Raw genomic sequence first — 23,158 nt, 5'->3', positions numbered from 1 at the left:
GTCGTAAGAAGCAAACGAGGGCTGTGGTGAGGCGTGCTAGTGTGCGCCACTGAGAGAGCGCCGAGGTCCCGCAAGAGGGCCGCTGAAATGGAAATGCCCCGTCATGCGGGGCATTTTCCGTTTCTGGCCGCCGTGTGCCGTGCGCTGCTAGACCGGCAGTGGCGGCACCATCGTGGATGCCGGCTGCGGTTCGCCGACGATGCGCGCGAGCAGGGCCTCGTCATCCGAAGGCGTGGGCGCGGTGTTGTCGAACATCAGCAGATCGTCGCAGGTCTCGCCGCTGGGCACGAAGCGACGCTGCCGGTATTCGTCCCAATGCGCGAGCTTGTAGGCGTCGTTCGGATTCGCGCGTGCGACGATCCGCTGCCGGGCGACTTCGTCCGACGTATGCACCCACACGACCCGCAGCGTCACGTCCGCCCCGACACCGAGCCACGCGCGGTCGAACAGGCGCCGCTCGCGCACTTCGCGGGAGAGCGGCGCGACCACCAGCGCGCTCACGCCGAGTTCGAGGTTCTCGCGGGCGGTGTCGAGCAGGCCGCGGTACTCGGGATCGCGCAGATGCTGCAGGAAGAGCGGGCTGTCGCGGTCGTTCGGGTCGCCGCTCAGCATGGCCATCGCGGCCGCGCTATAGCCGCCGAACAGCGTGTCTTTATCGAGCAGGCAAAAGGGCGTGCCGCTCGCTTTCATCAGCGGGCCGATCAGCTTTTTCGCGACCGTCGTCTTGCCGGTGCCGGCGTGGCCGCAAAAGAAAACCAGGAAGGTCACGAAGGCGTGCTTCCGTCAGGAGCGGGCGGCGTGCCGCCGGAGCGCGGATCACGCGCGAACTTGCCGTTGGCCTCCAGCCACATCACGTTGATGACGCCGAAGGCGAGCGCCACGCCGACGCCGAGAATCCAGGTGAAATACCACATCGCAGTCTCCTTGCTCGCAGGTCCGGCGAAGCGGGGATACCGGCTCGCCATCGCGGCACGCGCTCCAACCGAGGCTTTATCCGTCGCGCACAGTCCGCACGGACCGGACCTTTTGCAACGATCATGAAGAAGAACGCCGCGTCGTGCAAGGGGACAGGGCTGGCCCAGCGTGGCCGGGGTTGGCCCTACATTGGCCATTCGGCCAGGCCGGCGCCATGCCGGCGCGTTGCTATCATGCCGGAACCGGCGATGGGGCTAGTCGCCGTGGATCTGCGCCGCGAACGTTCGCGCGAGGTGGTCGTCCGGTTCCGCGATGCGCTCGTGTACATCGACGGCGAGCATGCATCGGATCAGCGTGTCGACGCAATTCGATCCGGTAGTGGACCAGGCTTTCTGATGACGGCCGACCGGCGCGACACGAACCGCGCGTCGGTCACTTTCGACGAAGATCACCGTATCGCGCTGCATAGGGTGTCGCAGTAGCGGCAGGGGATGCGCGTTTGCCGTGCTTGCAGCGCTTGCCAGCAAGGTTTAACAATTGGATACGTGACGTTTTCGCGCAGCCCCGTAACATGGCGGCTACGCTCATCCGTCAACGCAGGCCCGACGCGCGGCATACGCACAGGGCGAGGCCGGGCGGTCTGTTTCCGTTTTCAAGGTAATCCGAACATGCTGATCAATTGCGCCGCCTATCAGGACGGTCGGAAGCTCGCCGATATCGACATCGATAGCATCAGCGACTACGTGGCGCGGCCCGAGTGCTTCGTCTGGGTCGCGCTGAAAGAGCCGGGGCCGGGCGAGCTGTCCGTGATGCAGCACGAGTTCGGCCTGCACGAACTCGCGATCGAAGATGCGCAAAATGGCCATCAGCGTCCCAAGATCGAGGAGTATGGCGACTCGATGTTCGCCGTGATGCACACGGTCGAGATGGACGACGACGGCGAGTTGCTGATCGGCGAAGTCGATGTGTTCGTCGGGCGCAACTACGTGCTGTCGGTGCGCCGCGGCACCCGCGCCGGCTTTCAGAACGTGCGCGCGCGCTGCGAGCGCGAACCGCGTTTGCTGACGGAGGGCTCGGCGTTCGTGCTGTATGCGTTGCTCGACGACGTCGTCGATCGCTATTTCCCGATCATCGAGGCGATGAGCACCGAGATCGAGGAGTTGGAAGACCGTATTTTCGACTACAACAATTCGGTGCAGTCGCGCGCGATCATCCAGGATCTTTACTCGTTGAAGCGGCGCCTCGTGATCCTGCAGCACCACATCGTGCCGCTGCAGGAAGCCGTCAGCAAATTGACCGGCGGGCGGATTCCGAGCGTCTGCCAAGGCATGCAGGCCTATTTCCGCGACGTCTACGATCATCTGGAGCGGATCGTCAGAACCATCGAAGGGCGGCGTGAAATCGTCGTCACCGCGGTGCAGGTCAATCTCGGCATGATCTCGCTCGCCGAGAGCGAGGTGACCAAGCGGCTCGGTTCGTTTGCGGCGCTGTTCGCGGTGCCGACCATGATCGCCGGCATCTACGGAATGAATTTTCAGAACATCCCCGAGTTGCATTTCAGGTTCGGCTATCCGCTGTGTCTGGCGGTCATGCTGACGGTCGACCTCGTGCTGTACAGGCGCTTTCGCAAGGCGGGGTGGCTGTAAGCCGGCCCCCGGCGGTTGCGCGACACAACTCGCCTCGCGTTGTCCCCGCTTGCACCACTTGCAATAAAAGGCCAGCATAGGCGGCCCACCGGCTGCCCATCTCGCTGCCGGTGGCAAAACCCGCCATGCACTGACCGAGCGAGGGACCCTTGCCACACGCTGCCTGCCGGCGCGCTTACCCCGCGCGCCGGCCAGAACCGATCGAGCGCCCGGCACCGCCGCAGAGTCGGCGCGCCGGTGCACTGCACCACTGCGGATCGTTGACATTCTGAAACGACTGCGCTGAGAATAGCCCTCGCAAACGTTTGCGCGCCACTAAGAATATGGCTCCGCCCGAGCCAGAAAAACTTCGGAGATACGCATGAACCATCGCATCCGCCGTCGCATCCTTGCCGCCGCAGTGCTCGCCACCGCCACCGCCGCGCTGCCGTTTTCCGCCGCGCACGCGCAGAACGCACCGGCCCACAAGCCGAAGGTCGCGCTCGTGATGAAGTCGCTCGCCAACGAGTTCTTTCTGACCATGGAAACCGGCGCGAAGGAATATCAGAAACACAATCCCGGCCAGTTCGACCTGATCACCAACGGCATCAAGGACGAGACCGACACCGCCAACCAGATCCGCATCGTCGAGCAGATGATCGTCTCGAAGGTCGACGCGATCGTGCTGGCCCCAGCCGATTCGAAGGCGCTCGTGCCGGTCGTCAAGAAGGCGGTGGACGCGGGCATCATCGTCGTGAACATCGACAACCGGCTCGATCCGGACGTGCTCAAGTCGAAAGACCTGAACGTGCCGTTCGTCGGCCCGGATAACCGCAAGGGCGCGCAGATGGTCGGCGACTACCTGGCCAAACGGCTGAAGGCGGGCGACGAGGTAGGCATCATCGAAGGCGTGTCGACCACCACCAACGCACAGCAGCGCACCGCGGGCTTCAAGGACGCGATGCAGACTGTCGGCGCGAAGGTCGTCTCGGTGCAGTCGGGCGAATGGGAAATCGACAAGGGCAACGCGGTGGCTTCGGCCATGCTCAATGAGTACCCGAACCTGAAGGCGCTGCTCGCCGGCAACGACAACATGGCGATCGGCGCGGTCTCGGCGGTGCGTGCGGCGGGCAAGCAGGGCAAGGTGCTGGTGGTCGGATACGACAACATCAACGCGATCAAGCCGATGCTGAAGGACGGCCGCGTGCTCGCCACCGCCGACCAATACGCGGCCAAGCAGGCCGTGTTCGGCATCGACACCGCGCTGAAGGCGCTCAGCGAGCACAAGAAGCAGTCGCAGTTGTCGGGCGTGGTGGAAACGCCGGTCACTCTGGTGACCAAATAAGCGGGCTTCGACCGGGCCCGGAGCCGCACCGGGCCCGCGGATTCGCGCCCACGCCGCTGCATGCCGCCATGCAGCGCCCGGTGCGCGCTTGCGCGCCTGTTCAATAAACGCTCAATAAACGCTCAAGAAACCCGCCGAGCCGCCGTTAATTCCAGAGATAAGCGTCATGACGGCGGCCGGGCGGCGAGAGAGCGTTGCGCGGCAGTTAGCGCCTGCGCATTGCGCGCATTGGGCCGGCATGACGCGTGACGGCTGGACGCGGCTGCATTCGCATCAGCGCATGCGCTCGCGCCGGGCGCCATGAAACCAGGATCGCGATGGATTCAACCGACCACGACGCCTTGCCTGTCGTACTGTCCGTGAGCGGCATCGGCAAGACCTATGCCGAGCCGGTGCTCGCCGACGTCTCGCTGTCGCTGCGCGCCGGCGAGGTATTGGCGCTGACCGGCGAGAACGGCGCCGGCAAGAGTACGCTCTCCAAAATTATCGGTGGGCTGGTCGATCCGAGCTCGGGCGCGATGCGCCTCGCGGGCGACCCCTATGCACCGGCGAGCCGCACCGAGGCCGAGGCGCTCGGCGTGCGCATGGTGATGCAGGAGCTGAATCTGCTGCCGACGCTATCGGTGGCCGAGAACCTGTTTCTCAACCGGTTGCCGCGCGCGGGCGCGTTCAGCTTCGGCTGGATCGACCGCCGCAAGCTGCGCGAGAACGCGCGCCACGCGATGGCCCAGGTCGGCCTCGACGCGATCGATCCCGACACGCTGGTCGGTGAACTCGGCATCGGCCATCAGCAGATGGTGGAGATCGCGCGCAATCTGATCGACGACTGCCGCGTGCTGATCCTCGACGAGCCGACCGCGATGCTGACCGCGCGCGAAGTCGACCTGCTATTCGAACAGATCGGCCGGCTGAAGTCGCGGGGCGTTGCTCTGGTCTATATCTCGCACCGGCTCGAAGAGCTGGCGCGGGTGGCCGAACGGATCGCGGTGCTGCGCGACGGGCGCCTTGTGCACGTCGACGCGATGGCCAACCTCACGAGCGAGCAGATCGTCACGTGGATGGTCGGCCGCGAACTCGGCGAGCGAATCGATCTGGGCGTGCGCAATATCGGCGCGCCGCTCTTGAAGGTAGACCGGCTCGCGCGCGGCAAGGTGGTGCGCGACGTGTCGTTCGAAGTGCGCGCGGGCGAGATCTTCGGCATCAGCGGGTTGATCGGCGCGGGCCGCACCGAGCTGATGCGGCTGATCTACGCCGCGGACCCTAAAGACGGCGGCACGGTCGCACTGGCCGCGACGCCGGGCGCGCCGCCCACGGCGGTGCGCATCGACTCGCCGACCGACGCGGTGCGCGTCGGCATCGCATTGATCACCGAGGACCGCAAGGGCGAAGGGCTGCTGCTGCCGCAGCCGATCGCCGCCAACGTGTCGCTCGGCAATATCGGCAGCGTCGCGCGGCACGGCGTCGTCGATGCGAAGCGCGAGAACGCGCTCGCGAAGAAGCAGATCGATGCGATGCGCATTCGCAGCTCGGGGCCGGCGCAGATCGTCGGCGAGCTGTCGGGCGGCAATCAGCAGAAGGTCGTGATCGGCCGCTGGCTCGCGCGCGATTGCCGCGTGCTGTTATTCGACGAACCTACGCGCGGCATCGACGTCGGCGCGAAGTTCGATATTTATGGCTTGATGGGGGCGCTCGCTCGTGAAGGGCGCGCGCTCGTCGTCGTGTCGAGCGACCTGCGTGAGCTGATGCTGATCTGCGACCGGATCGGCGTCATGTCAGCGGGCAGCATGACCGGTGTATTCGAGCGCGATAGCTGGTCGCAGGATGCGTTGCTGGCCGCCGCGTTCGCCGGTTACCGCAGCCGCGAAGCATTGCTGCACACCCCCGACACCAACGAAGCAGGGAGTCTGTCATGACCGATCGATCGTTGCGCGACGCGGCGGGCGGCAAAGAGGACGCGGCCAAGGCCAAGGCTAATGCGGGGGCGAACGCCGTGCCGCCGGCCGATCCGTCGGCGCCGCTCGCGAGCGGTAAGCCAGCCGGCACGCGGCTGGGCTTTTCGAACTACCTGGGGCTGGCCGGTGCGCTGCTCGGAATGATCGTACTGTTCTCGCTGCTGAGTTCGCACTTCCTGACCTACGACACGTTCAGCACGATCGCCAACCAGATTCCGGATCTGGTGGTGATGTCGGTGGGGATGACGTTCGTGCTGATCATCGCCGGGATCGATCTGTCGGTGGGTTCGGTGCTCGCGCTGGGGGCGTCGGTGGTGAGCGTGGCGGCGCTGAAGTGGGGCTGGGGGCCGTTGCCGTCGGCGCTGCTCGGGGTCGCCGCGGCGGCGCTGACCGGCACGATCACCGGCGCGGTAACGGTGGGCTGGCGGATTCCGTCATTCATCGTGTCGCTCGGCGTGCTCGAAGCGGCGCGCGGCTTGGCCTACCAGATGACCAACTCGCGCACCGCGTATATCGGCGACGCGTTCGACTTCCTGTCGAACCCGATCGCGCTCGGCATTTCGCCGGCGTTCCTGATCGCGGTCGCGGTGATGGTGATCGCGCAGCTGGTGCTCACGCGCACGGTATTCGGCCGCTATCTGGTCGGCATCGGCACCAACGAGGAAGCGGTGCGGCTCGCGGGCGTCAATCCGAAGCCGTACAAAGTGATCGTGTTCGCGCTGATGGGCGCGCTCGCCGGGCTCGCGGCGCTGTTCCAGATTTCGCGCCTGGAAGCGGCCGACCCGAACGCGGGCGTCGGCGTGGAGCTGCAGGTGATCGCGGCGGTGGTGATCGGCGGCACGAGTCTGATGGGCGGGCGCGGCTCCGTGATCAGCACGTTTTTCGGCGTGTTGATCATTTCGGTGCTGGCGGCCGGGCTCGCGCAGATCGGCGCGAACGAGCCGACCAAACGGATGATCACCGGCGCCGTGATCGTGGTGGCGGTGGTGCTGGACACCTATCGGAGCCGGCGCAAGCGCGCCTGAGCCGGAGATAAACGAAACGGCAGCGACAGCCTGATTAGCGGTGCAGCATCGGTATTCATGGGTTGGATCTGTCTTCGAGGAAGACGTCCGGCGGGTCGCCAGGTGGCGCGGCCGGCGAAAAACAGGCAGGGAGCAACAGGTTATGGCGACGATCAAGGATGTGGCGGCCGTGGCGGGTGTGTCCTTCACGACGGTATCGCACGTGGTGAACAACTCGCGGCCGGTGTCGGCCGATGTGCGCGCGAAGGTCGAACACGCGATCCGTCAACTGCACTATGTGCCGTCGGCGGTGGCGCGCTCGTTGAAGGCGCGCGCGACGGCGACGATCGGGCTGGTGGTGCCGAACGCCACCAATCCGTACTTCGCGGAGCTGGCGCGCGGCATCGAAGACGGCTGCGCGCGCAACGGCTACTGCGTGTTCTTCTGCAACTCCGACGACGACCCGGCCAAGCAGCGCAACTACCTGCGCGTGCTGCAGGAAAAGCGCATCGACGGGCTGATCGTCGCGTCTGCCGGCGATGACGCGGTGCTCGCGCAAACGCTCGCCGACGCGCACGAGCCACTGGTGATCGTGGACCGCAATATCGAAGGGCTGAACGCCGACCTCGTGCAGATCGACCACGAGAAGGGCGCTTATATCGCGACGCGTCACCTGCTCGAACTGGGGCACGTGCGGATCGGCTGCATCACCGGACCGGTTCAGACGGCGGTCAGTGCGATGCGCGTGCACGGCTTCATTCGCGCGATGACCGAGCGTGGTATCGAGATTGCGTCGGGGGCGATCGTCGAAAGCGATTTTTCGGGCGCGGGTGGCCATCGCGGCGCCTCACAACTGTTCGATACGGTCAAGCCGTCGGCGATCTTTGCCGGCAACGACATGATGGGCATCGGCGCGCTGCGCGCCGCGGCGGAACGCGGCATCAGCGTGCCGCGCGACTGCTCGATCATCGGTTTCGACGACATCGAACTGGGGCGCCTGACCTATCCGGCGCTCTCGACGGTCGGACAGTCGGTGCGCGCGCTCGGCGATATGGCCGCGCAGACGCTGATCGAGCGGATCGCCGGAACGTCGGCGGGCAATGCGCGCGCGCCCGGGCGTCGGCGCGTGGTGTCGCCGCGGCTGATCGTGCGTGAATCCACCGCGACTTGGGCTGGTGCGGCGCAACGTGATCTGGCGGCGTGAGCCGGCGGCGCTTACTGACCGGCAGCGAGCAATCGAGGAGGCAGTGGTGGCAAGTAACGAAACGCGCTCACGCGTGGCGGTGGTCGGCAGCCTGAACATGGATCTCGTCGCGCGCGCGCCGCGTCTGCCGCATCCCGGCGAGACGCTCGCCGGCCGTACATTCGCGCAGGTCGCGGGCGGCAAGGGCGGCAACCAGGCGGTCGCGGCCGCGCGGCTCGGCGCGCAGGTGTCGATGCTCGGCTGCGTCGGCGCGGACGGCAACGGCGTGCAGTTGCGCGCAGGGCTCGAAGCGGAAGGCATCGACTGCGCGGCGCTTGAAACCGGCAAGGCCGCGACCGGGGTCGCGTTGATCATCGTCGACGATGCGAGCCAGAACGCGATCGTGATCGTCGCGGGCAGCAACGGCGAGGTGACGCCCGAGACCATCGCCCGTCACGAGCCTGTGCTGGCCGCCGCCGAGGTCGTGATCTGCCAGCTCGAAACCCCGCCCGACACGGTGCGCGCGGCGCTGGCCGCCGCGCGGCGGCTCGGCAAGACGGTGATCCTGAATCCCGCGCCGGCCACGGGGCCGTTGCCCGCCGACTGGCTGCCGCTGATCGACTATCTGATTCCGAACGAACTGGAAGCGGCGGCGCTGACCGGTTTGCCGGTCGACACCCCCGAGGACGCCGCCAAGGCCGCCGCCGCGCTGCGCGCGGCCGGTGCGCGCAACGTGCTGGTGACGCTGGGTGCGCGCGGTGTGCAGGCGACGCTCGACGGCGCGGCCGCCGCGACGCTGTACGAAGCACCGAAGGTCAAGGCTGTCGATACGACCGCGGCGGGCGATACCTTCATCGGCGGATTTGCAGCGCAGCTCGCGCAGGGCGCGAGCGTCGAGACCGCGATCCGTTTTGCGCAGCGCGCCGCGGCACTCTCGGTGACACGCCCCGGCGCGCAGCCGTCGATTCCCACGCGCGCCGAACTGGGCGCTTCTGACTGATAGCGCAACGCGGCGCTGCGTCACGCGCGCGGTATTGTGTGGAATCCGCGTGCCACGTGTGTCGCCTCGTTCGAGTGTTGCACGGGGTGTGCGGCGCTGCTCCCCGCATTCGCCCGCTCTTCCTCTTCCTTCCCGCCGCCCGTCGGCGCCATTGCCGGGACGGTCATTCTTCCTGATTGACGTAAAAATCTGCCGGCGCGCGGTTAAAACAAGGGTGCTCGCGCCCCTACACCGAATCGCCCCAACTTGGCAAGGTCGCCCGGGCAATCCGCGCGCCACCGCGTTCATTCGTGGATCTCGAAACACCCTCCAAATTGCTTACAACGCCTTTCTTCATACTTATAAATGCTTCAAGTATGCATTTTCCTTGCCGTAAACGGGGTTATTAGAGCGCTTCTTCGAAAAGTGCCGGAACGCAGACGCCACACGTTACAAGCGCTGCGCACGCAGTCTCTCATTTGCCAGGCACCAGGGAACGAACGAGCATGTTGAACAAAGGCATTACGATCAAGGCACGGATTGGCCTCACGATGGCTTTCCTCGCCGCGCTGCTGGTCGCCATCGGCGTTTTCGGTTTGTTCGGCATGAGCCGTTCGAACGACGCCTATAAGAACACCTTCACCGATGCCATGCCGAGCGCGGTCAATATAGGCAACGCAGAGCTGTACGCGGCGCGCGAGCGCCTCGCGCTCGACCGGGCCGCGTTCATGGCCGGCACGCCCGAAGTCGGGGCGACGCTCGAGCGCGCGCGCGTGATGCGCACCACGTCAGACATGTGGTGGAAAAAGTATCTCGATCTGCCGCGCGAAGCCGACGAAGACCGCCTCGCGCAGGACATCGCCGCCAAACGCGACACGCTGCATCGCGAGATGGACGCCTTTGCGGCAATTGTCGCGGCGAACGATCCGAGCAAGATGATCGACGGCGCCAAGCGCCTGCAGGCGACCTACAACGAGCTCTCTATCGCCGACGATGCAGTGCGCAAGTTGCAGTTCGAATCGGCAAAAAGCGGTTACGAGGATGCGCAGGGCAGTTTCGACGTGTTTCGTATGGTCAGCCTCGGCGCCCTGGTCGTGGGCGTGCTGGCAGCGGCGTTTTCCTACCGGACGCTGAGCCGCGCGATCGCCCGGCCGCTCGATGAAGCGCTCGGCCATTTCGACGCGATCGCCGCCGGCGATCTGCGCCGTCCGGTGATCGTGACGTCGCGCGACGAAATGGGGCAACTGCTCGACGGAATCGCCAGAATGCAGCGCAGCCTCACCGAAACGGTGCGTACCGTGCGCAGCGGCAGCGAATCGATTGCGACCGCGACGCGTCAGATCGCAGCCGGCAATATCGATCTGTCCTCGCGCACCGAAGAGCAGGCTTCGGCATTGCAGGAAACCGCGTCGAGCATGGAAGAGCTGACCGGCACGGTCAAGCAGAACGCCGACAACGCCCGCCAGGCGAGCGCGCTCGCGGCCAACGCCTCGGAGATCGCCAACAAGGGCAGCGCGGTGGTAGGCCAGGTGGTCGGCACGATGGGCGACATCAACCAGAGCTCGGCGAAGATCGCGGACATCATCTCGATCATCGAAGGGATCGCGTTCCAGACCAACATCCTCGCGCTGAACGCGGCCGTCGAAGCGGCGCGCGCCGGCGAAGAGGGGCGCGGGTTCGCGGTAGTGGCGGGCGAAGTGCGCAGCCTCGCGCAGCGCTCGTCGGCGGCGGCCAAGGAGATCAAGGAACTGATCGACACGTCGGTCGAGCGGGTGCAGTCGGGCTCGGCGCTGGTGGACGAAGCGGGCCGTACGATGACCGAGATCATCGGCGCGGTGCGGCGCGTGACCGACATCATGGGCGAGATCGCGGCGGCGTCGGAAGAGCAGAGCGGCGGCATCGACCAGGTCGCGCGCGCGGTCACGCAGATGGACGAAGTCACGCAGCAGAATGCGGCGCTGGTCGAGGAAGCCGCTGCGGCGGCGTCCTCGCTCGAAGATCAGGCGGGCAAGCTGCGCACGGCGGTCGCCGTGTTCCAGCTCGAGGAAGGGGGTTATAAGGCGCCGGCGCATATCGCGCCCGCTCGTGTGGCAACGCCGGTGCGCTCGATGGCTGCGCCTGCGCGCAAGGCCTCGTTCGCCGGTGCCACGGTGAAGGCACCGGCTGCAACAGGCGCGACGCCGCAAGCCGCCGCTGCGCCAGCGCGCGCTCCGGCCAAAGCGATGGCAACGTCGAACGCGACCGCAAGCGCTGGCGGCGACCAGGATTGGGAGACGTTCTAACCGGCTCCGGGCGCTTCCGGCCGAACCCGCATATTTTCGCAACATTCATTCCCGTCGAGGCATCCGCCCACGATACTTCGCTATGAATGAACGCCTCACCCCCGCAAAGACCGCGATTACCCAGGCATCCGCGGTCTTTTTTTATGGTGTGCGCATCAACTAACGTTTGCGCGGACGGTCGCGCCCCTGGCGCGTGTCGCGATCCGGTACATTGACGGGCGAGGCCATCCTTGTTGCGGCGTCATGGCCTGTGCAGCGCGGCGACCACGTGCGCGCGAGCGCCGGTCTTTGCGTCGCGGCAACGTCTGCGCCTTTTCCAACCTCACGCCACCATGAACCGCTCAATGCGGCAGCCAGAAAGGACCGACATGACGCCACACGACCTCGCGCACCGCCTCGTCGAAGCACGCCGGTTGCATCGCCCGATCGATGCGCCCACACCCGACAGCCTGCCGCCCGATGCCGCGACCGCGTATGCGATCCAGCAGGCGGTGATCGCGGGTTTAGGCGACTCGACCGGCGCGTGGAAGATCGGCGCAAGAGCGCCGGGTGGAGCCGCCGCGGGGGCTCCAATCCCGGCTTCGCTGGTGCTGCCGTCGCCGGCGCGGGTCGCGCATGACGGATTTTTCCAGGTGCTGGTGGAGCTGGAAATCGCTTTCCGCTTCGCCGAGGCGATCGAGCCGCGCGGCCGCGCCTATGCGCGTGACGAGGTACTCTCGAAGGTCGGCGTCGTGCTGCCCGCCATCGAGATCGTCGATAGCCGCTTCAGCGAATGGCCGAATGTCGCGCCGCTCGCGCAATTGGCCGATGCGCAGAACAACGGCGCCCTGATCACCGGCCATCCGCTCGCCTATGCGGGGCTCGCGCGCGGCTTCGATTTCGTTTCACCCGAACTGGAGCTGAGCTTCGACGGCGCCTCGCTGGTGCCTGACGCCACCGGCAACCCGGCAGGCGATCCGCGTGAACTGCTGGTGTGGTTCGTCAACCATTGCGCCGCCATGGGCATTACCATCGAGCCCGAATGGACGCTCACCACCGGTTCGTACGTCGGCGCACACAGGGTGCACCAGCCGGGCGTCGTGCGCGGCCATATCGACGGTCTCGGGGAAGTGGAGATTGAACTGACCTGAAGCCATGGCGACGCTGCTCATGTCGCATCTCATCGTGCATGGCTTGTAACAGTACATTACGACACGTCATGCTTCATTCAAACGGCTGCCAGGGGCGGCCGTTTTCTTTCTGGACGCATCTGCGCGAGCGGCTTTGCCGTATACGCCTATGAAAACAATTCGTTGCGTTGTCGTGATGCAGGCAGGACGCGGCGACCCTGCGAGCGACGCGCTCACGCCGGACGGCGAGCAGATCGTCGCTCGCGCAACGACTCATCGTGTCCCCCGTTGAATGAAGCGGAACCAAATGGTGTCGCGCGTTGACGAACCGCCTGACGATGAATGAGCGCACATGTAACAGTCGCGTGCGTGTGTCGACCGGATGCACGTGCCGTGCGTTGAATGAAAATAATCGACCGGGCATGAAAAACGCATGACGTCTGCGCGTTCAGCAAGAAAGTGTGCGTGCGCAGACAGCATGTCCGATGCAGCAGCGGGATCGTATTGCCACGACGATGAAGTCGTAGTCCTGCAGGACCACTGAGCAGAAGTGCGTGGACCGGCATGCCGGCGCATGACCATGAAGACGGGTGCACCAGGCGCGTCGCATGCGGTCAGAATTGCTGCGATGTGAGTGCAAGATTGTAGGTGGTCGAAATTTGGTTTCCAAGTGATGAATGTTGGGAGGCGGGCACGGCGCGATTTTCGCAACGTAGTTCGTGAAAAAAAATTTAAAAGGGTTTAGGATGAATTCGAGCGATGTCGTTTCCGAATAGCGCGCCGCGCACGACATCGGTCTAGACTTCGGCGAGGAGGTAGCATGGATATCTACAGCAGTTTCGCGACGCGCTTCGAGAAAACGCGAGAAGATGAGCTCTCGCTCGAGGAGTATCTCGCGCTCTGCAAAGACAATCCCGCCGCGTACGCCACGGCTGGCGAACGCATGTTGACGGCAATTGGAGAACCGGAACAGATCGACACTCGCAACGATCCGCGCTTGTCGCGCATCTTCGCGAACAAGGTCATCAAGGTATACCCCGCATTCCGTGAGTTCTACGGAATGGAAGAGGTGATCGAGCAGGTGGTCGCCTACTTCCGGCACTCGGCCCAGGGGCTCGAAGAAAAGAAGCAGATTCTGTATCTGTTGGGCCCGGTCGGCGGCGGTAAATCGTCGATCGCGGAACGTCTCAAGCAGCTCATGGAACGCGTGCCGTTCTACTCGATCAAGGGCTCGCCCGTGAACGAGTCGCCGCTCGGTCTGTTCGACTATGAGGAAGACGGCCCGATTCTCGAAGAACAATACGGCATTCCACGCCGCTACCTGAAAAGCATCCTCAGTCCGTGGGCGGTGAAGCGCCTGCACGAATACAACGGCGACATCCGCAAGTTCCGCGTGGTGCGCCGCTACCCGTCGATTCTTCGCCAGATCGGTATTGCCAAGACCGAGCCGGGCGACGAGAACAATCAGGACATCTCGTCACTGGTCGGCAAGGTCGACATCCGCAAGCTCGAACAGTATGCGCAGGATGACGCGGACGCATACAGCTACTCCGGTGGCCTGTGTCTCGCCAATCAGGGCCTGCTCGAGTTCGTCGAAATGTTCAAGGCGCCGATCAAGGTCCTGCACCCGCTGCTCACGGCGACCCAGGAAGGTAACTTCAAGGGCACGGAAGGCTTCGGCGCGATCCCGTTCGACGGCGTGATCCTCGCGCACTCGAACGAGTCGGAATGGAAGGCGTTCCGCAACAACCGCAACAACGAAGCCCTGCTCGACCGGATTTTCGTCGTGAAGGTGCCGTACTGTCTGCGCTACGGCGAAGAGATCAAGATTTACGAGAAGCTGCTGCGCAATTCGTCGCTGGCCAATGCCGTGTGCGCGCCGGGCACGTTGAAGATGATGGCGCAGATGTCGGTGCTCACGCGTTTGCAGGAGCCGGAGAATTCCAGCCTGTTCTCGAAGATGCAGGTGTATGACGGCGAGAATCTCAAGGACACCGATCCGAAGGCCAAGTCGTATCAGGAGTACCGCGACTTCGCGGGCGTCGATGAAGGGATGACCGGCGTGTCGACCCGCTTCGCGTTCAAGATCCTCTCGCGCGTGTTCAACTTCGACTCGACCGAGGTCGCGGCGAATCCGGTACACCTGATGTACGTGCTCGAACAGCAGATCGAGCGCGAGCAGTTCCCGCCGGAAACCGAGCAGAAGTATCTATCCTTCATCAAGGACGTGCTGGCCTCGCGCTATGCGGAGTTCATCGGCAAGGAGATTCAGACCGCGTATCTGGAGTCGTATTCCGAGTATGGTCAAAACATCTTCGATCGCTATGTGACGTACGCGGACTTCTGGATTCAGGATCAGGAGTTCCGCGACCACGACACCGGCGAAAGTTTCGACCGCGCGGCGCTGAACGCCGAACTGGAGAAGATCGAGAAACCCGCGGGCATCAGCAACCCGAAGGACTTCCGCAACGAGATCGTGAACTTCGTGCTGCGTGCGCGTGCTGCCAACGCGGGGAAGAATCCCGCATGGATCAGCTACGAGAAGTTGCGCGTCGTGATCGAAAAGAAGATGTTCTCGAACACGGAAGAACTGCTGCCGGTGATCTCGTTCAACGCGAAGGGCTCGGCGGAAGAGCAACGCAAGCACGAAGACTTCGTCAATCGGATGGTGACGAAGGGCTATACGCCGAAGCAGGTGCGCTTGCTGTGTGACTGGTATCTGCGCGTGCGCAAGTCGTCATGACGGGCGTGGCGTGCCGCCCGCGCGGTCCTGCTGCGCGGGCACCCTGCGAGGCGCAAGCTGCATGGACATAGCGTTGCTGACGCTGCACCAGGCGGCGTGTGTCTCGCGCACCGGAAATTACAGTAGCTGCGTGGGATTGGAGCAAGTGCTTTGCATGTGACCGGAGTGACGCGCTAACGCGCAAAATCCGGTCGACGGCTAAAGCGCCGACTCCGTCGACATGCGCTGCATCGGAGCGGAGTCAGCGCCAAAGCGCTAGCTCCGATCGACAGGGAGACCGGGCGTGCTTCATCAAATCATCGACCGCAGGTTGGCTGGCAAGAACAAGAGCATTGCAAATCGCGAGCGTTTTTTGCGCCGCGTCAAAAACTATATTCGTCGCGCCGTGTCGGAAGCGGTGCGCGACCGCAGCATCAAAGACATCCAGAACACCCAGAGCATCACGATCCCGCGCAAGGACATCGCGGAGCCTTCGTTCCGCCACGGTCCTGGCGGCAAGCGCGAGATGGTGCATCCGGGCAACTCGGACTACATCCGCGGCGACAAGATCCAGCGCCCGCAAGGGGGCGGCGGCGGAGGCGGGGGCAATCAGGCCAGCAACGAAGGCGAAGGTCAGGACGACTTCGTGTTTGAACTGAGCCGTGAAGAGTTCATGCAGTACTTCTTCGACGACCTCGAACTGCCGCGTCTCGTCAAAACCCATCTGATGGCCGTGCCCACATGGAAGAGCATCCGCGCGGGCTGGGCCGCCGAAGGCACGCCGAACAACATCGACGTGGTCCGTTCGTTGCGCAGTGCGCTCGGCCGGCGCATCGCGCTCGGTGCGCCGCTCGTCAACCAGCTGCACGAAATGGAGCGGCAACTCGAGGCGATGAAGGCCGATCCCGCGGATCGGCGCGAGGAGATCAAACTGCTCGAAGAGGAAATCCATCATCTACGCGGGCGCATCTGGCGGATTCCCTTCATCGATCCGTTCGATCTGCGCTACGTGAACCGCGTGAAGCAGCCCACGCCGTCGAGCCAGGCGGTGATGTTCTGTCTGATGGATGTGTCCGGTTCGATGGACGAGCAGCGCAAGGATCTCGCCAAGCGCTTCTTCATCCTGCTGTATCTGTTCCTCAAGCGTAACTACGAGAAGATCGAAGTGGTCTTCATCCGTCACCACACGCGAGCCGAGGAAGTCGACGAAGATACGTTCTTCCATTCGACCGAAAGCGGCGGCACGGTGGTGTCGAGCGCGCTCGAACTGATGCAGAAGGTCATGGACGAGCGCTACTCGCCGACTGAATGGAACATTTACGGGGCGCAGGCGTCGGACGGCGACAACTGGACCGACGATTCGCCCAAGTGCCGCAAGATACTCGCGGATGACATCCTGCAGAAGGTGCGCTATTTTGCGTATATTCAGGTCACACCGGAAGAGCAGAACCTGTGGCTCGAATATGCGCAGCTGGCGCTGAGCCAGCCGCACATGGCGATGAAGAAGGTCGAAACCGCGGCCGACATTTATCCGGTGTTTCGCGAGCTGTTTGAAAAGCAGGTGGCGTCCTCATGACGGACAAGCACCTGCACAACGAAGCGCGCGGCTATCAGCCGGAGCGTGGGAAAGGCGTGCCGCAGCAACAGTCGGGGCATGCCAAGGCCGAGGCGGACCATGCTGGCGCCGCCGCAGCCGGAGCAGTCGACAGCGCCGCAGCACGGGGACACACCGGAACGCCCACTGAGGGGCAAAGGGAAGTCCGTATGAACGTAGCCGATAGACGGCCTCTGCCGTGCCCGTCCGACTGGACCTTCGAATTGATCGAAGAGTACGACTCGCATATTGCCCGTGTTGCAGAGCAATATGAACTCGACGTGTATCCGATCCAGCTCGAACTCATCAGCGCCGAACAGATGATGGATGCGTACGCGTCCGTCGGTATGCCGGTGAACTACCGTCATTGGTCGTTCGGCAAACACTTTCTCTCCACCGAAAAAAGCTACCGTCGCGGGCAGATGGGGCTGGCGTATGAGATCGTCATCAATTCCAATCCCTGCATCGCGTATCTGATGGAAGAGAACACGATGACGATGCAGGCGCTCGTCATCGCGCACGCGGCCTACGGGCACAACTCGTTCTTCAAGGGCAACTATCTGTTCCGGCTGTGGACGGATGCGCATGCGATCATCGACTACCTCGTCTACGCGAAGAACTACATCGCCGAGTGCGAGGAGCGCTTCGGGCTCGACCGCGTCGAGGAGCTGCTCGATTCGTGCCATGCGTTGATGAATTACGGCGTGGACCGGTACAAGCGTCCGCAGAAGCTGTCGCTCGAAAAGGAGTTCGCCGCGCGCCGCGAACGCGAAGCCTATCTGCAATCGCAGGTGAACGAACTGTGGCGCACGCTGCCCACGCGCCATACGCCGCTGCCGGAGGAGATCGAGGAACGCTATCCGCCGGAGCCGCAGGAAAATCTGCTGTATTTCGCGGAGAAAAACGCGCCGCTGCTGGAGCCTTGGGAGCGCGAGGTGATCCGCATCGTGCGCAAGGTCGGTCAGTACTTCTACCCGCAACGGCAGACCCAGGTGATGAACGAAGGCTGGGCGACCTTCTGGCACTACACGCTGCTCAACACGATGTACAACCAGGGCAAGCTGGAAGACGGCTTCATGATGGAGTTTCTCCATTCGCACAGCAACGTGGTCTATCAGCCGCCGGTGACGAAGCCGTATTACAGCGGCATCAATCCGTATGCGCTCGGCTTTTCAATGATGAGCGACATCCGCCGCATCTGCGAATCGCCTACTGAAGAAGACCGCAGATGGTTTCCGGAACTGGCCGGCAGCCCGTGGCTGCAGGCGATGCACTATGCGATGCGCAACTTCAAGGACGAGAGTTTCGTTGCGCAGTATCTGTCGCCGCATCTGATCCGGGAAATGCGGCTGTTCTCGGTGCTCGACGACGACATGCGCGATGCGCTCGAAGTGTCGGCGATTCATGACGACAGCGGCTATCAGTACGTGCGCCAGGCGTTGTCGCGGCAGTACGACATGCATCATCGGGAGCCGAACATCCAGGTGTGGGCGGTCAACACGCGTGGCGACCGAAGCCTTACGCTGCGACACTTCATGAGCGACAACCGGCATCTGTCGTCCGATAGCGACGAGGTGCTCAAGCACATGGCGCGCTTGTGGCAGTTCGACGTGTTTCTCGAAAGCGTCGACGAGAACGGCACCGTGCGCAAGCGCTACGAGTGCCGGTATGTGCCGCCCATTGTGAGAGTGTGAAATATGCGGGATTGACGGCCGGTCGAAACGCCGTTCGATGTCTGCTCCGAAGCCCTCGACAGTCACCAGACTGCCGGGGGCTTTTCTCATTCGAGGCCCCGCCGAGCGGCGCGCCGGCGCACTCGTCCAGCCGTACGCGGAACCTCGTCAGAAGATTGACTACAAATACCCATCTACCCCTTGCAATTCTGTAAAATTCGCGCACGCGCGCGGCGAGCACCTCACGGCGCACGTTGTGGAGGCGGCGACACGACCGCCATCTTCGTTTCAAGACAAGGACACACACCAGCAATGACCGACCTAACCGACCAATCCGTGGCCTCGGCTCACGACACACGGCGCCGCATCTTCGCGATCGTTGGCGCCTCATCGGGCAATCTCGTCGAGTGGTTCGACTTTTACGTCTATTCGTTCACCGCGCTGTATTTCGCGCCGGCCTTCTTCCCAAGCGGCAACACCACCACCCAATTGCTCAACACGGCCGGCGTGTTCGCAGCGGGCTTCCTGATGCGCCCGATCGGCGGCTGGTTCTTCGGCCGTCTCGCCGACAAACACGGCCGCCGCACCGCGATGATGATATCGGTGTTCATGATGTGCGGCGGCTCGCTCGTGATCGCGATGCTGCCCACGTACGCGCAGATCGGCGCGCTGGCGCCGGCGCTGCTGCTGGTCGCGCGGCTGTTCCAGGGCCTCTCGGTGGGCGGCGAATACGGCACCAGTGCGACCTACATGAGTGAGGTCGCGCTCAAGGGCCGGCGCGGTTTCTTCGCATCGTTCCAGTACGTGACGCTGATCGGCGGTCAGTTGTGCGCGTTGCTGGTGATCGTGATCCTGCAGCAGGCGCTGTCGCCAGCGGAAATCAAGGCGTGGGGCTGGCGCGTGCCGTTCGTGATCGGCGCGATCGCCGCGTTGATCGCGCTGTATCTGCGTAAATCGCTCGACGAAACCACCAGTGCCGCGACGCGTCAGCGCAAGGAAGCCGGCACGCTGCGCGGCCTGTGGATGCACAAGGGCGCGTTCATGACGGTGCTTGGCTTCACGGCCGGCGGCTCGCTGATTTTCTACACCTTCACGACCTACATGCAGAAGTACCTCGTTAACACGGCGGGCATGCAAACGAAAACGGCGAGCTCGGTGATGACCGCGGCGCTGTTCGTCTACATGCTGATGCAGCCGCTGTTCGGCGCGCTGTCGGACCGCATCGGCCGGCGTCGTTCGATGCTGCTGTTTGGCCTGTTCGCAACGATCGGCACCGTGCCGCTGCTGCATGCGCTCAAAGACGTGACGAGCCCGTATGCGGCGTTCGGCTTCGTCGTGCTGGCGCTCGCGATCGTCAGCTTCTATACGTCGATCAGCGGCCTGATCAAGGCGGAAATGTTTCCGCCGGAAGTGCGCGCGCTCGGCGTGGGCCTGTCGTATGCAGTGGCCAACGCGATCTTCGGCGGCTCTGCGGAATACGTGGCGTTGTGGCTGAAGTCGGTCGGTGTCGAGACGATGTTCTTCTGGTACGTCACGCTCATGTGCGCGATCGCCGGCATCGTGGCGCTGCGGATGCGCGACCCGTCGACGCAAGGGTACTTGCGTCACGAACCTTGAGCATCCACGGGATGCCAGAGCCGCGCACGGAAGTGAGCGGTTGAAGAACGGCGGCATGGGGCGACCCGGCCGCCGTTTTTTATTGCATGAACGAAGCGCCGGGCGACGCGCTCAACTCACGACGATCTCCGTGCCCCACGCATGCAACAGATCGCGCAGCGCCTCCGCCTGCGCCATCTTCGCGCCGCTGCGCAAATGGATCTGCAGCGCGCGGCCCGCGATGCCGTCGACGGGCTGTGCGAGCCACAATTCCACCGCAAGCCCCAATCCTTCCGGCTGATCGACGACCACCGGTTCGATCACGCGCGGCTTGAAACAGGCACTGTCCGACATGGCGAATCACCTCCGGGCTGATGACGGTTCGAGTTCATCGTAATCAGCACCCTGCGCCGGACCAAGCAACAAATACGCGATTGCTAAGCAGAGGATGCTTAGCAGGAGATGCGCTGATGACCGCAGCGACGCGCAACCGATGCGCGATCGCCACGCCAGCGCCTGCGCACCGCGGATCACACCGGCTCGGATCGATCCGTCGCGAGTTCGTTGACGAGCTCCTTGACGACGGCCGCCGGATCGGCCGCCACCGCGGGCGCGGCAGCCACGGCGGCCGCCGCAGCCGCTGCAACGGCCTGTTGCCGCGCGCTCAGCGACGCGCGTGCAAGCATTAGCAGGTGATAGTAGAACCGCGCACTGAGCCCATAGTTGTACGCGTACAGATGGGCGAGCGCGATCTTCAGACCGCGCAACGCCTCGCGGTTGCGGGCATGAACCGACACGACGATCGGCGCCAGACGCCGCAGCGCGAGCTTGCGCGACGGCTCCAGTTGCGGCGGTAGTGGCAACGCCTTTACGAACGCATACGCGCTGACCGTCGCCGCGATCGCGGTACCGCGCGTGCTATGCGAGATCGAGTTCGCGGTCTTGCGATACACCGACACATACTCGTGCAGATAGAACACCTCGCGCGCCGCGAGACAGAGCTCGGTGCCGAACACGAAATCGCAGCACGTGCCGTACTGATCCTTGTAGCCGATCCGCTTCACGAGACGGGCGTCGGCCATCCAGCCGTTGTTCGGGAACATCTGGATCAGACCGGTTCTGCCCGGCAGCGGCTGCAAGCCTTCTGCGTCCTTCGTGCGCCGGAACGCCGCGTTCAGCCGCGCGCTCGCGTCGACGTCGACGGCGCCGCCGTGGTCGGCTTCGTACTGGTCGCCGAAAGCGGCATCGAGTTGCGGATGGCGTGTCCACAGCAACACGAGTTTTTCGACGCCGTCGGTGGTGAGCAGATCGTCATCGTGGATCAGCAGGATCTTGTCGCCGCGCGCGCGCTCGAGCAGGCTCGCGACGTTGCGCGCCTGGCCGAGTGGCGGCTGATTCAGCGTGTAACGCACGCGCGGCTCCTGGCCATAGCGGGCCGCGATCAGTTGCTGCGTTCGGGTGTCCTTCGAATCGTCGCCAATGACGATTTCCAGATTGCCGTAGCTTTGCGCGAGGCACGAATCGATGCAATCGGCGATCAGCTCAGGGCGATTGCAGGTTGGCAAACAGATCGAGACTTTGGCGAGACGGGGAGAAGCCGGGGAGATGGACATGGGCGTCGCCTTTTTTTAGTTTAAGGGGCGGCAGCCGGTTCGCGTGACGCGCGTATCGCTGCAAGCAGCAAAATAGTCCATCGCGCCAAAAAAATATTCGGTAAAAATCAGGAAGAAATGTTTGCCTTCCGAAAGGTGGTGAAAGGGAAAAATTTACGCGGCTTCACTGCAGAACTACAGCAAAGCCGCTTGAAAAAATGTGCTTATCTCTTAACTGACCGACGGCTCGCCCTCGCCGGGCTTCTTGCCGGGACGGTCCGCGGGAGACTGGTCCCGGCCCTCGTCGTGGCGTTCGGGCAGCTTGCTCTTTTCGTTATCGCTGTGCCTGGCCGGTTGCGGGTGTTCGATGTCGGCCGGTTTGCCCGCCGCATGTTCCTTGGTGTCGCTCATTGCCGCTCTCCTGGGTGGAAGACAGCTTTGCTCCAGCAAGGCGCAGGCCCGCTGCCGCACTGTTGCTCTATGCAGCCGCGTCGCGCGGTGCACCGCCCGTCAGCGAGACGATGAACTCGAGAAACGCCCGTACCTTGGCCGGCGGATGATGCCGCGACGGATAGAGCGCGTACAGCGGATACACCTCGTCGCCCCATTCGGGAAACAGCTCGGCCAGCTTGCCGCTCGCGAGCAACGACTCCGCGCCGAGCGACAGAATCTGCGCGACGCCCTGGCCCGCCGTGCACACGCTATGCAACGTCCCTACGTCGTTCACGGTCAGGCGGCCTTGCGGCGTAATCACGAGCTTCTTGCGGCCGCGATGAAACTCCCATGCGAACGGGTAGCCCGTCAGCGGATCGCGAAACTTGATGCATACATGCTGGCCGCTTTCGAGTTCGGACGGGCTTGCCGGATGTCCATGCTTCTTCAGATACGACGGCGCTGCCACCGTCAGAATGCGCGTGTCCAGCAGCTTGCGAGCGATCAGTGTCGACACCGGCGGATCGCCGAACCGGATCGCGAGATCGAAGCCGTCGGCGACCATATCGCCCAACTGGTCGCGCGTGATCAGTTCGAGTTGCAGATCGGGATGCCTGTCGATAAATCCACCCAGGCGCGGTCCGAGCACGAGTCGCGAAAAGAAGGGGTCCATGTTCACGCGCAGGCGTCCGCGTACGGCGGTCGCGCCTAGGGCGGCGGAAGCCGCCGCTTCTTCGAGGCCGCCGAGCAGCGGCACGATCTGTTCATAGAAGCGCCGGCCTTCGTCGGTCAGCATGACCGAGCGTGTGGTGCGGTCGAACAGGCGGATGCCCAGGCGCGCTTCGAGCCGCGCGACCGAGCGGCTCACCCCGGATTGCGACATGTCGAGCGCTTCGCCGGCCGCCGCAAAACTGCCGCAATCGACGATCGCCGTGAGCACGCCCATGCCGTTCAGCATGCGCTCGTCAAATGGCATGTGAATTTCCTTTTGTTATGACTAATGGACGACATGCTAACGCGAAATTCTTTTGGAATTGATGCACTCGCGCAGGGGCGTAAAGCTTGTCCAAACCAATCGATGAGTGCATGTCATGAATGCAATGATGGCCGCGCTATGGTGTCAGTCGCACTGCCGCCGTCGATTGGCGCGAGCGC

The 23,158-nt window shown here is 63.8% G+C and carries 19 protein-coding genes; 13 read left to right on the top strand and 6 right to left on the bottom strand.

The annotated features are described in order from the left end of the window. Window positions 1-147: 147 nt before the first annotated feature. Complete coding sequence (locus HV770_RS32335) at window positions 148-768, bottom strand: P-loop nucleotide/nucleoside kinase family protein (protein WP_175165566.1); 621 nt, start codon at window positions 766-768, stop codon at window positions 148-150. Beyond that, window positions 765-914, bottom strand: a complete 150-nt coding sequence (gene cydX / locus HV770_RS32330; RefSeq protein ID WP_175165565.1) for a cytochrome bd-I oxidase subunit CydX — start codon at window positions 912-914, stop codon at window positions 765-767. Before cydX ends, HV770_RS32335 begins: the two co-directional genes overlap by 4 nt. A gap of 249 nt (window positions 915-1,163) precedes the next feature. Here cydX and HV770_RS32325 point away from each other — a divergent pair, with 249 nt between their 5' ends. The 13 genes from HV770_RS32325 to HV770_RS32265 all read left to right on the top strand — a co-directional run bounded on the left by HV770_RS32325 (window position 1,164) and on the right by HV770_RS32265 (window position 20,000). Then, a complete protein-coding gene (locus tag HV770_RS32325) occupies window positions 1,164-1,397 on the top strand; it encodes a hypothetical protein (RefSeq protein WP_246291405.1) in 234 nt (77 codons plus the stop codon). Window positions 1,398-1,583: 186 nt separating this feature from the next. After that, window positions 1,584-2,561, top strand: coding sequence for a magnesium/cobalt transporter CorA (gene corA / locus HV770_RS32320; protein ID WP_175165564.1), 978 nt, complete (start codon window positions 1,584-1,586; stop codon window positions 2,559-2,561). A 361-nt stretch (window positions 2,562-2,922) separates the two neighbouring features. After that, window positions 2,923-3,885 carry a sugar ABC transporter substrate-binding protein gene (locus tag HV770_RS32315; RefSeq protein ID WP_175165563.1) on the top strand — a complete coding sequence of 321 codons (963 nt, stop codon included), beginning with the start codon at window positions 2,923-2,925 and terminating at the stop codon, window positions 3,883-3,885. Window positions 3,886-4,202: 317 nt separating this feature from the next. Continuing rightward, a complete protein-coding gene (locus tag HV770_RS32310) occupies window positions 4,203-5,798 on the top strand; it encodes a sugar ABC transporter ATP-binding protein (RefSeq protein WP_175165562.1) in 1,596 nt (531 codons plus the stop codon). Beyond that, on the top strand, window positions 5,795-6,862 hold the full coding sequence (locus HV770_RS32305) for an ABC transporter permease (protein ID WP_175165561.1): 1,068 nt from the start codon (window positions 5,795-5,797) through the stop codon (window positions 6,860-6,862). Before HV770_RS32310 ends, HV770_RS32305 begins: the two co-directional genes overlap by 4 nt. A 142-nt stretch (window positions 6,863-7,004) precedes the next feature. Beyond that, entirely contained in the window at window positions 7,005-8,045 is a 1,041-nt protein-coding gene (locus HV770_RS32300; RefSeq protein WP_175165560.1) for a LacI family DNA-binding transcriptional regulator, read from the top strand. 46 nt (window positions 8,046-8,091) lie between these two features. Then, the gene (gene rbsK, locus HV770_RS32295) at window positions 8,092-9,024 is read left to right on the top strand and encodes a ribokinase (protein WP_175165559.1); all 933 of its coding nucleotides are present in this window, start codon (window positions 8,092-8,094) and stop codon (window positions 9,022-9,024) included. 485 nt (window positions 9,025-9,509) lie between these two features. Next, on the top strand, window positions 9,510-11,285 hold the full coding sequence (locus tag HV770_RS32290; protein ID WP_175165558.1) for a methyl-accepting chemotaxis protein: 1,776 nt from the start codon (window positions 9,510-9,512) through the stop codon (window positions 11,283-11,285). 368 nt (window positions 11,286-11,653) lie between these two features. Further along, the gene (locus tag HV770_RS32285) at window positions 11,654-12,415 is read left to right on the top strand and encodes a hydratase (RefSeq protein ID WP_175165557.1); all 762 of its coding nucleotides are present in this window, start codon (window positions 11,654-11,656) and stop codon (window positions 12,413-12,415) included. 799 nt (window positions 12,416-13,214) lie between these two features. Continuing rightward, window positions 13,215-15,137, top strand: coding sequence for a PrkA family serine protein kinase (locus tag HV770_RS32280; RefSeq protein ID WP_175165556.1), 1,923 nt, complete (start codon window positions 13,215-13,217; stop codon window positions 15,135-15,137). 283 nt (window positions 15,138-15,420) lie between these two features. Further along, window positions 15,421-16,692: a YeaH/YhbH family protein gene (locus tag HV770_RS32275; RefSeq protein ID WP_175165555.1), complete on the top strand. Its 1,272-nt coding sequence runs from the start codon at window positions 15,421-15,423 to the stop codon at window positions 16,690-16,692. Continuing rightward, window positions 16,689-18,404 (top strand): SpoVR family protein, encoded by a 1,716-nt coding sequence (locus tag HV770_RS32270; RefSeq protein WP_175165554.1) that lies wholly within the window; start codon window positions 16,689-16,691, stop codon window positions 18,402-18,404. Before HV770_RS32275 ends, HV770_RS32270 begins: the two co-directional genes overlap by 4 nt. Before the next feature lie 291 nt (window positions 18,405-18,695). Beyond that, a complete protein-coding gene (locus HV770_RS32265) occupies window positions 18,696-20,000 on the top strand; it encodes an MFS family transporter (RefSeq protein WP_175165553.1) in 1,305 nt (434 codons plus the stop codon). A gap of 111 nt (window positions 20,001-20,111) precedes the next feature. On the opposite strand, the gene HV770_RS32260 is transcribed toward HV770_RS32265, so the two are convergent. The 4 genes from HV770_RS32260 to HV770_RS32245 form a co-directional block, all read right to left on the bottom strand. Further along, window positions 20,112-20,333 (bottom strand): hypothetical protein, encoded by a 222-nt coding sequence (locus HV770_RS32260; RefSeq protein WP_175165552.1) that lies wholly within the window; start codon window positions 20,331-20,333, stop codon window positions 20,112-20,114. A 176-nt stretch (window positions 20,334-20,509) separates the two neighbouring features. Next, window positions 20,510-21,592, bottom strand: a complete 1,083-nt coding sequence (locus HV770_RS32255) for a glycosyltransferase family 2 protein (RefSeq protein WP_175165551.1) — start codon at window positions 21,590-21,592, stop codon at window positions 20,510-20,512. Between the two features lie 210 nt (window positions 21,593-21,802). Then, the gene (locus tag HV770_RS32250; RefSeq protein WP_175165550.1) at window positions 21,803-21,982 is read right to left on the bottom strand and encodes a hypothetical protein; all 180 of its coding nucleotides are present in this window, start codon (window positions 21,980-21,982) and stop codon (window positions 21,803-21,805) included. Between the two features lie 67 nt (window positions 21,983-22,049). After that, a complete protein-coding gene (locus HV770_RS32245) occupies window positions 22,050-22,979 on the bottom strand; it encodes a LysR family transcriptional regulator (protein WP_175165549.1) in 930 nt (309 codons plus the stop codon). Window positions 22,980-23,158 lie beyond the last annotated feature (179 nt).

It is taken from the genome of Paraburkholderia fynbosensis (genome assembly GCF_902859935.1).
In the GTDB taxonomy this organism is placed as follows: Bacteria; Pseudomonadota; Gammaproteobacteria; order Burkholderiales; family Burkholderiaceae; genus Paraburkholderia; species Paraburkholderia fynbosensis.
Note: the sequence above shows the minus strand (reverse complement) of the source record. Positions and strands in the feature narration are given on the sequence as shown.